The organism is Streptomyces sp. NPDC059010 (genome assembly GCF_042740355.1).
Classification (GTDB): domain Bacteria; phylum Actinomycetota; class Actinomycetes; order Streptomycetales; family Streptomycetaceae; genus Streptomyces.
Map to the genome: position 1 here is coordinate 3,485 of NZ_JBHYJA010000087.1, position 9,634 is coordinate 13,118.

General features: G+C 70.8%; 7 protein-coding genes. 2 read left to right on the top strand and 5 right to left on the bottom strand.

Annotated features, from left to right (window positions below; genetic code table 11):
* Positions 1 to 81: 81 nt before the first annotated feature.
* Positions 82 to 1,539: an adenosylhomocysteinase gene (ahcY, locus tag ACFWYS_RS45715; RefSeq protein WP_384782809.1), complete on the bottom strand. Its 1,458-nt coding sequence runs from the start codon at positions 1,537 to 1,539 to the stop codon at positions 82 to 84.
* A 576-nt stretch (positions 1,540 to 2,115) separates the two neighbouring features.
* On the opposite strand from ahcY, the gene ACFWYS_RS45720 reads away from it, so the two are divergent.
* Both ACFWYS_RS45720 and lepB read left to right on the top strand, forming a co-directional pair.
* Positions 2,116 to 4,278: a fructose-specific PTS transporter subunit EIIC gene (locus tag ACFWYS_RS45720; RefSeq protein ID WP_384782811.1), complete on the top strand. Its 2,163-nt coding sequence runs from the start codon at positions 2,116 to 2,118 to the stop codon at positions 4,276 to 4,278.
* Positions 4,279 to 4,440: 162 nt separating this feature from the next.
* Positions 4,441 to 5,109, top strand: coding sequence for a signal peptidase I (gene lepB / locus ACFWYS_RS45725; RefSeq protein ID WP_384782813.1), 669 nt, complete (start codon positions 4,441 to 4,443; stop codon positions 5,107 to 5,109).
* Between the two features lie 116 nt (positions 5,110 to 5,225).
* On the opposite strand, the gene ACFWYS_RS45730 is transcribed toward lepB, so the two are convergent.
* The 4 genes from ACFWYS_RS45730 to ACFWYS_RS45745 form a co-directional block, all read right to left on the bottom strand.
* Positions 5,226 to 6,206: a cation diffusion facilitator family transporter gene (locus tag ACFWYS_RS45730; RefSeq protein WP_384782815.1), complete on the bottom strand. Its 981-nt coding sequence runs from the start codon at positions 6,204 to 6,206 to the stop codon at positions 5,226 to 5,228.
* A gap of 223 nt (positions 6,207 to 6,429) precedes the next feature.
* On the bottom strand, positions 6,430 to 7,581 hold the full coding sequence (gene manA, locus ACFWYS_RS45735; protein WP_384782816.1) for a mannose-6-phosphate isomerase, class I: 1,152 nt from the start codon (positions 7,579 to 7,581) through the stop codon (positions 6,430 to 6,432).
* A gap of 156 nt (positions 7,582 to 7,737) precedes the next feature.
* Positions 7,738 to 8,865, bottom strand: coding sequence for an SIS domain-containing protein (locus ACFWYS_RS45740; protein WP_384782818.1), 1,128 nt, complete (start codon positions 8,863 to 8,865; stop codon positions 7,738 to 7,740).
* A gap of 322 nt (positions 8,866 to 9,187) precedes the next feature.
* On the bottom strand, positions 9,188 to 9,358 hold the full coding sequence (locus ACFWYS_RS45745) for a Trm112 family protein (protein ID WP_020940431.1): 171 nt from the start codon (positions 9,356 to 9,358) through the stop codon (positions 9,188 to 9,190).
* Positions 9,359 to 9,634 lie beyond the last annotated feature (276 nt).

The following is a 9,634-nucleotide window of genomic DNA, read 5'->3' on the forward strand; positions in this document are numbered from 1 at the left end:
GTTGCCGGGCGAACTCCGTCGTCCGGCAACCCGGCTCAAGCGGCGCCGCCCGGCTACACCTCGGCCAGGCGGCGGCTCGGCTCAGTAGCGGTAGTGGTCCGGCTTGAACGGGCCCTCGACCTCGACGCCGATGTACGCGGCCTGCTCGGGGCGCAGCGTCGTCAGCTTCACGCCGAGCGCGTCCAGGTGGAGGCGGGCGACCTTCTCGTCCAGGTGCTTGGGCAGCGTGTACACACCGGTCGGGTAGGCGTCGGGCTTGGTGAACAGCTCGATCTGGGCCAGCGTCTGGTCCGCGAAGGAGTTGGACATCACGAACGACGGGTGGCCGGTGGCGTTGCCCAGGTTCAGCAGGCGGCCCTCGGACAGCACGATGAGCACCTTGCCGTCGGAGAAGGTCCAGGTGTGGACCTGCGGCTTGACCTCGTCCTTGACGATGCCCGGGATCTTCGCGAGGCCGGCCATGTCGATCTCGTTGTCGAAGTGGCCGATGTTGCCGACGATCGCCTGGTGCTTCATCTTGGCCATGTCCGAGGCAAGGATGATGTCCTTGTTGCCGGTCGTGGTGATGAAGATGTCGGCCTTGTCGACGACCTCGTCCAGGGTCGTGACCTGGTAGCCGTCCATCGCCGCCTGGAGGGCGCAGATCGGGTCGATCTCGGTGATGATCACGCGGGCGCCCTGCCCGCGCAGGGACTCCGCGCAGCCCTTGCCCACGTCGCCGTAGCCGCAGACGACCGCGGTCTTGCCGCCGATCAGGACGTCGGTGGCTCGGTTGATGCCGTCGATGAGCGAGTGGCGGCAGCCGTACTTGTTGTCGAACTTCGACTTGGTGACGGCGTCGTTCACGTTGATCGCCGGGAACAGGAGGACGCCGTCGCGCTGCATCTCGTACAGGCGGTGGACGCCGGTCGTGGTCTCCTCGGTGACGCCGCGGATCTCGGACGCCAGCTGGGTCCACTTCTGCGAGCCGTCCGTGATGGTGCGGTGCAGGAGTTCGAGGATGACGCGGTGCTCGTCGGACTCGGCGGTGTCGACGGAGGGGACCTTGCCGTCCTTCTCGTACTCGACGCCCTTGTGGACGAGGAGGGTGGCGTCACCGCCGTCGTCCAGGATCATGTTCGGGCCGCCGGTGGGGGTGTTCGGCCAGGTCAGGGCCTGCTCCGTGCACCACCAGTACTCCTCCAGGGTCTCGCCCTTCCAGGCGAAGACCGGGATGCCCTGCGGGTTCTCGGGCGTGCCGTTCGGGCCGACGGCGATGGCGGCGGCGGCGTGGTCCTGGGTGGAGAAGATGTTGCAGGACGCCCAGCGGACCTCGGCGCCCAGGGCGACCAGGGTCTCGATGAGGACGGCGGTCTGCACGGTCATGTGCAGGGAGCCGGTGACGCGGGCGCCGGCCAGCGGCTGGGTCTCGGCGTACTCCTTGCGGATCGCCATCAGGCCGGGCATCTCGTGCTCGGCGAGGGTGATCTCCTTGCGGCCGAACTCGGCCAGGGAGAGGTCGGCGACCTTGAAGTCCTGTCGGTTCTCGACAGTCGTCATTGCGAGCTGCTCCTCGGGGTTGGGTCGAGGGTGGGTACGGCTGGTCTGCGCGGCGGCGGACACCGGGGTGCCCGAAGAGGACACAGGCATGCCCGCGTACGCGCAGCGCAGTCCGTCGGAGGCCCTCTCTCCCTCGGTCGGTCCATGTCGGGACCGCCCGACCGCCATCAGCAGCGACGTCTGGCTCTGACCCAAGCTACACCGGGAGGTCCGGCCGTCCCCAGTCCGCCTGCGAACAGATCGCGCCTTCAGGGGGTTCGGGGCGGGAGGGCGGGGGCGTGAGCAGCGGCGGAAGGTGGCTGGATGCAGTGCCTCCGCCGCCCACTGCGGGCGGCGGAAGGTGTCGTGTCGGCGGGCGGTGAGGTGGCTGTCGGGTGTGGGCGTGATGGGCGGGAGCGATAACAGGACACCAACGAACGGTCGACAGGAGGTGGTGAAGCGGGATGAACGGGAATCTTCGGGCCTATGAGTCGGCGGCCGGGTGGTGCAGGATGCCCGGGAGATCGGAACATCTGGTCGATCTTGCGGGGCGTCCGGGACGACGGTTCCGCATGACAAAGGCGTTAGGAGATCGATGTGACCAGTCCGGCCGGCCCTCCCCCCACGGGCAGCGACGGTGGCGAGCGCAAGCGGTTGAAGCTGCTCGCGGTGACCGCGTGCCCGACCGGCATCGCGCACACCTATATGGCGGCGGAGAAACTCGCGCAGGCCGCCGAGAGCCGCGGTATCGACATGAAGGTGGAGACCCAGGGATCCATCGGGGCTGAAAACGTCCTCGATGACAACGATGTCAATCACGCGGACGGCATCATCGTCGCCGCGGACAAGGACGTGGATCTGAGCCGTTTCGCGGGCAAGCGGGTCCTCACCGTCGGGGTGGCGGAGGGCATTCGCCACCCCGAGCGGCTGATCGAGCAGGTGCTGTCGGCGCCCGTGCACACGGCAGGGGGCGCCCCCACGGCCCCCACGGCCGGCGGCGGCAAGCAACGCAGCGTCGGGTACAAGGCGCTGATGAACGGAGTCAGTTACATGATCCCGTTCGTCGTGGTCGGCGGGCTGCTGATCGCGATCTCGCTCTCGCTCGGCGGGCACACCGACCCGTCCGGCGGCCTGGTCATCCCGAAGGACTCCTTCTGGATGGACGTGAACAACATCGGTGTCATCGGCTTCACGCTGATGGTGCCGATCCTGTCCGGGTACATCGCGTATGCCATCGGGGACAGGCCCGCCCTCGTGCCCGGCATGATCGGTGGCTGGATAGCCAATACCGGTGAGCTGTACGACTCCAAGGCGGGCGCCGGGTTCATCGGGGCGATCGTGACGGGGTTCCTCGCCGGGTATCTGGTGTTGTGGATCAAGAAGGTCAAGGTCCCGAGGTTCGTGCAGCCGATCATGCCGATCATCGTGATCCCGATCGTGGCGACGACGGTGCTCGGGCTGTTCTTCATCTACGTGCTCGGCAAGCCGATCTCCTGGGTGTTCGAGCATCTGACCAGCTGGCTCAGCGGGATGACCGGCACGAGCGCGATCCTGCTCGGGGCGATTCTGGGGCTCATGATCGCGTTCGACATGGGCGGGCCGGTCAACAAGACGGCGTTCCTGTTCGGCGCCGGGCTCATCGCGACCGGCAACCAGACGGTCATGGGCATGTGCGCGGCGGCGATCCCGGTCATGCCGCTCGGTCAGGGCCTGGCCACGCTGATCCGGAAGCGGCTGTACACCGAGCAGGAGCGGGAGACCGGGCTCGCCTCGCTGTTCATGGGCTGCTTCGGCATCTCCGAGGGCGCGATCCCGTTCGCCGCGGCACGGCCCGCCCAGGTCATCCCCGCCAACATGCTGGGCGGCGCGGTGGCCGGTGCCCTCGCCGGGGTCGCCGGTGTCGAGGACGCGGTGCCGCACGGCGGGCCGATCGTGGCCGTGCTGGGTGCGGTGAGCGGCGTGCCGATGTTCTTCGTGGCCGTGGTGATCGGGTCGGCCATCACCGCGTTGACGACGGTCGCCCTCGTCGACCTGGGCGAGCGCAGGCGGCGCGGAGAGACGGTCGTCGGCGCGGGTGTGGCCGGGGCCGAGCCTGTGCTGGTGGGAGCCGGCGTCGGAGTGGCCGGGGCTGGTGCCGTCGGTGTCGTGCCGGGGGCCGGTGACGTCGTAGCCCAGCGGGTCGTACCCGAGTCGGAGGCTGCCGTATCGGAGGGTTCTGTATCGGAGGCTGCCGTGGGTGAAGCGGACACGGCTGCGGGTGAGGCCGAGGCGGGCGACGTGGCGGATGCCGGTGGTGGCTCGGTCGAGGTTCTGTCCGGTTACCTCACCGAGGAGACCGTGGAGGTTGAGCTCGGTGCGGCCGACAAGGAGGCCGCGATTCAGGAGATGGCCGAGTTGCTGGCGCGTACCGGGAAGGTCGCGGACGTGGGCGAGTTGGTGGCGACCGCGTTGCGGCGGGAGGCGCAGGGGACAACCGGGCTCGGTGAGGAGATCGCGATTCCGCATGCCAAGACGGATGCGGTCAGCGCGCCTGTCGTCGGTTTCGCGCGGTCCTCGGAGGGCGTCGAGTGGGGCTCGCTGGACGGTACGAAGGCGAGGCTGGTGTTCATGATCGCCGTACCGGAGGCGGCCGCGGGTGACGAGCATCTGCGGATTCTGGCGCTGCTGTCGCGGAAGTTGGTGGACCCGGGGTTCCGGGAGCGGCTGCTCGCGGCCGGGGACGGAGCCGCGGTGCTCGGTGTGCTGAGCGAGATCCGGTAGCCGGAATGGGTGGCGGTTCAGCAGCGTGGAACTGCCACCCGAGCGAGAGGCGGTAGCCGAAGTGCGGGCCCGCGGCCGTCGTGCCGTGGGCCCGCGCGGGCGCTTCACGCAGGGGCGCTACCCTCTGCCGCCGCGGACGTTCCGCGTGGGGAGGAAGCGCTGATGGAGCAGGGACGAAGACTCGCGGTGGCGGCGTGGGTGATGGGGCCACTGGGGCTGGCGCTGGTGATCGGGTCCGTGCTGTGGCTGCGGACGGACTATGTGCTGTCCAGCGTGTCGAGCGAGAGCATGCGGCCCACGTACGACGTCGGCGACCGGATCGTCGCCGAGCGGGTCGGCGCGGGGGAGGTGGGGCGCGGCGATGTGGTGCTGTACACGGTGCCGGAGCGTTACCAGGACGCGGTCGTCATGCAGCGCGTCATCGGCGTGGGCGGCGACCGCATCGTCTGCTGCGAAGGCATGAACACGGCACGGGATCGGCTCACCCTGAACGGGAAGCCGCTTCGGGAGCCGTATGTGAAGGACGGCGTCGGCGACGGGTTGCACCGCGCGTACGACGTGACGGTGCCGGATGGGCGGCTGTTCCTGCTCGGCGACCATCGGCAGAACTCGCGCGACTCCCGTGAGTTCGCCGAGGACCACGGCGGGACCGTGCCCGCCGGTGCGGTCATGGGCCGGGTGACCGACAGCTACGCGGTGCCGATGCTGCTCGCCGCGGCCACGTTGCTCGGGCTTCTCCTCGCGCTCGTCGGGCTCGTCCTAGGGATCACGGCGGGGAGTATTCGTCGGCGGCCGGCGGCGCAGGTCGCTCTGTGGCCCCAGCATTTCTGACGGTCCGCGAGGGGATGTACGACGGGGGCCCGCCGATCGGCTCGGCGGGCCCCCGTCGTCGTACGGCCGAGTGGCCGCGCAGGCAGATTGCCGGGCAGGCGGCTGCCGTACCGGAATCAGTGGTCGGTGCTGTGCTGGGCCGGTCCACCGGGGGTCGCCTCGCGGTCGGCGCCCTTGGCGGCCTCGGCCTCGCTGTAGATGTCGGGTTCGAGGTAGATGACGCGGGCGATCGGGACGGCCTCGCGGATACGGGCCTCGGCGGCGTTGATGGCGGTGGCGACCTCGGCGGCGGTGTCCTCGTGCCGGACGGCGATCTTGGCGGCGACCAGGAGTTCCTCGGGGCCGAGGTGCAGCGTGCGCATGTGGATGATGCGGGGGACGGTGTCGCCGTCGACGATGGCGGCCTCGATCTTCGTGACCTCCTCGACGCCCGCGGCCTCGCCGAGCAGCAGCGACTTGGTCTCGACGGCCAGAACGACGGCGATCAGGACGAGCAGGATGCCGATGCAGACGGTGCCGATGCCGTCCCAGACGCCGTCGCCGGTGATCAGGGCCAGGCCGACGCCGCCCAGGGCGAGGACCAGGCCGACCAGCGCGCCGAAGTCCTCCAGCAGGACCACGGGCAGCTCGGGGGCCTTGGCGTGGCGGATGAACTCCGTCCAGGACTTCTGGCCCCGCAGGACGTTCGATTCCTTTATGGCGGTCCGGAAGGAGAACGCCTCGGCGATGATCGCGAAGACCAGCACGCCGACCGGCCAGTACCAGTGCTCGATCTCGTGCGGGTGCTTGATCTTCTCGTAGCCCTCGTAGAGGGCGAACATGCCGCCGACCGAGAACAGGATGATCGAGACGAGGAAGGCGTAGATGTAGCGCTCGCGGCCGTAGCCGAAGGGGTGCTGCGGGGTCGCCTCGCGCTGGGCCTTCTTGCCGCCGACCAACAGCAGGGCCTGGTTGCCCGAGTCGGCGAGCGAGTGCACACCCTCGGCGAGCATCGACGACGAACCGCTGAACGCGAACGCCACGAATTTCGATGCAGCGATCGCGAGGTTGGCGGCGAGTGCCGCCACGATCGCCTTGGTACCGCCTGACGCGCTCATGTGTCGCGTTGTCCCTTCGCCTTCGGAGCCTTCGTGGCCTGCGCGACCTTCGTGGCCTTCGGAGCCCTCGTGGCCTGCGTGACCTTCGTACGTACGCCGGTGCGCCGTCCGGGGCATCGTCGAGGGGAGCGTGCGCCCCCGACGGCTTTGCCCTTCCTTTGCCGGTGGGCCATTGTTGCAGCCCGGTCCGACAATGGTGCGCCGGGTCGTTGGACGGCCTCGGTCAGGCGACGACCGTGGCCCGGAAGACCGTACCGGCACCGGACACTTCGGCCTTTTCGCCCGCCGGTACGAAGACGGACCGGCCCGGCGTCAGCTCGTGCTCCCCGGTGCGGACGGAACCCGCCGTGCAGAGCAGGATCTGCGGGGTCGCGCGCGTGAGGTCGTGGGCGACGGTGCCCTCCGGGAGGACGTACCGGGACAGGCGGAACTCGTCTATCGGGGTCTCGTAGACCTCCTCGCCGTCCGGGGCGGCCTCCGGGCGCAGTACTCCCGCGTCGCCCGCCTCGAAGCGGACGATGCGCAGGAGTTCGGGGACGTCGACGTGCTTGGGGGTCAGGCCGCAGCGCAGGACGTTGTCGGAGTTGGCCATGATCTCCACGCCGAGGCCGTTGAGGTAGGCGTGCGGGATGCCGGCGCCGAGGAACAGGGCCTCGCCGGGCTGCAGTCGGACGTGGTTGAGGAGCATGGCGGCGATGACGCCGGGGTCGCCGGGGTAGTGGTGGGCGATGTCGGCGTACGGGGCGTAGTCGCCGCCGAGGCGGGAGCAGGCGGCCGCGGCATCGGCGACGGTGTCGGCCATGTCGTCCGGGTCGGCGGTGAGGATCGCGGTGAGCACCTCGCGCAGGGCCGCGTCCTCGGGGTGGGCGTGCAGGAGGTCGACGTACGGCTTGAGGGAGTCGACGCCGAGGCCGTCCAGCAGGTCGGCGGCCCGGAGGGGGGCGCGGAAGCCGCACAGGCCGTCGAACTCGGTGAGCGCGCAGATCAGTTCGGGCTTGTGGTTGGCGTCCTTGTAGTTACGGTGACCGGCGGCCACGGGGATGCCGCGGCGCTCCTCGTCCTCGTAACCCTCCTTCGCCTGCGCCAGGTTGGGGTGCACCTGGAGGGAGAGCGGGGCTCCGGCGGCGAGGATCTTCAGCAGGAACGGCAGGCGGGGGCCGAACTTCGCGACGGCCGTGGCGCCCAACTCGCGCTCCGGGTCGGCATCGATGACCTCGACGAGCGTCCCGCGCGCGGTGCGCGAGGGTGCGCCCGGGTGGGCGCCCATCCACATCTCCGCCTGCGGTTCGCCGGTCGGCTCGACGCCGAGGAGCTGCGGAATCGCGGTGGTGGAACCCCAGGCGTAGGGGCGGATGGTGTTGTCGAGGCGGTCCATGCGGGTCTCTGCCTGCTCTCTGTCCGTGCTGCGCGGTCCGTGCGGTGCGGTCCGTGCGGTCCGTGCGGTGCGGTCTCGTTGGGGAGGACGCGAGTTCGCCGTGCGTACGGCTGCCGGTTCCTTGGGCGTACGGCTGTCAAGGCGTCCTGGGATAGATCAGGCTCCCGAGGCGAGCGCAAGGTAAACGGCGGCGAAATCCGTGATGGCGATCAGTTCCGCGAGGGTTTCGAGTTCGTCGCCGGGCTCCGGCTCCAGTTCGCTGATGGGTGTGTCGTGGCTCAGGGCCAGGTCGCGGGCGGACGGCGCGGCGGTGAGGCCGGCCATCGGGCGGTCGCGCAGCAGCACCACGCGCGCGTGCAGCGCGGGTGTCTCCTCGACCCGGTCGCGGAAGAAGTCGTCGGGGTCGGCGCTCGCCGCGAGCCGGCCGGCCAGCAGGGCGCTGTGCGAGGCGAGCGCCTCGGGCAGTTCGGCGACGAGGGAGGGGTGGCCGGAGAGCTCGGCGAGCGCGGCGGCGAAGCGGCGGCCTGCCGGGCCGGCGGACACGCCCTCCGTCCAGACCAGTGGGAGCGCGTCGGCGAGTTCGGCGGCCAGGGTCTTGGCAGGGTTGCTGTAGGTCGCGATGGCGGGCCCGCAGCGTTCGGCGATGTGGTCGAGGCGGTCGGCGACCTTCTCCAACGCGTCGGGTGGGGCCGTGAGCATGCCGGTGCGGTCGAGGAGCGCCAGGAGCGGGGTGAGCAGCGCCCACAGGACCCCGGGGGCGGAGGCGGCGAGGGGTTCGTCCTCCTCGTACGGGGCGGTCGCCATCTGCACGAAGAGGCCGTGGTTGCCGTGCACCGCTTCGGTGAGCGGGGTGCGGGCGGGGGCCACGGCGACGACCGTGCAGCCGCGGCGGTAGGCCTGCTCGGCGAGCATGGACAGGCCGGGTTCGGTGCCGTCCGGCGTGGTGATCAGCAGCAGGTCCACGGAGCCGGCCCAGCCGGGCAGCTCCCAGCGCAGGGCGCCTGCGGCGGGGGCGACGCCCGAGGGGGCCAGTCGGGTTACGGGGCTGGTGGCGCCGGCGAGCGTGCCGAGGAGGTCGGCCACGCAGCTGGCGGCGGCTCCGGGGCCCGCGATGAGGATGGCGCGGGGGCGGCCGTCGGGTTTGAGGTCGTGGACGCCGGCTTCTACGGCGTGGCGGGCTGCGGTGCGGACACGGGCGCCGGCTTCGGCCGCGCCGCGGAGCAGGGCGCGGTGGTCGGCCTCGGCGAGCGCCTCCGGCGTGTCGAGCAGCGATTCGTCGAGCATGGGCGGCAGCCTCCGGTCGCCGGGGCGGGTGGGGGCGGGTCTGGTGGGGTGGGGTGCGGTGATGCGGGTGTTTTGCGGGGTGTGTTCGCCGGGCTGTGGGGCCTTGCGGTTGTGGGCGGGGCGGCTTGGGGCGGTCGGTCGCCTTGAGCCGGTGCCCAGTCGCCGCTCGCCTTGAGCTGGTATCCGGTCGCCTTGAACCGGTGGCCGAGCGGCGGCCGACGCCGGGGATGCCGGGCGCCTTACGCCGTCGCCCTGCACCGGTCGCCTTACCGCGGTCGCGGCCCTGGCGTCGTTACGCCGGTGCCGTGACCGTGGCGGTGCGTTACGCGGGGCGGCGGGCCTCGTCGACGAGCAGGACGGGGATGCCGTCGCGGACGGGGTACGCCAGGCCGCAGTCCTGGCCGGTGCAGATCAGTTCGGCGTCCTGCTCCTTGAGGGGAGCGTGGCAGGCCGGGCAGGCGAGGATCTCCAGGAGGCCGGCTTCCAGCGGCATGACGGGTCCCTTCTGGGGCGGGTGGGTGCGGTACGTGCGGGTGTGCGGATGTGCCTGGTCAGCGTACCGCCGGTGGGGGCGGGGTGCCGGGGTTGGGCGGGAGGGGTGCGGGTGGGGTGCGGGTGGGGTGCGGGTGGGGTGCGGGTGGGAGGGTTTCGCCCCCGCCGCCCCTACCCGTCCCATCCTCCAGGGGCGCTGCCCCTTCGACCCCGGGGCCTTCTGGGGCGGTCTCGTATACACAAAACCCAGCCCACCACACACCGATCAAAAAGGGAT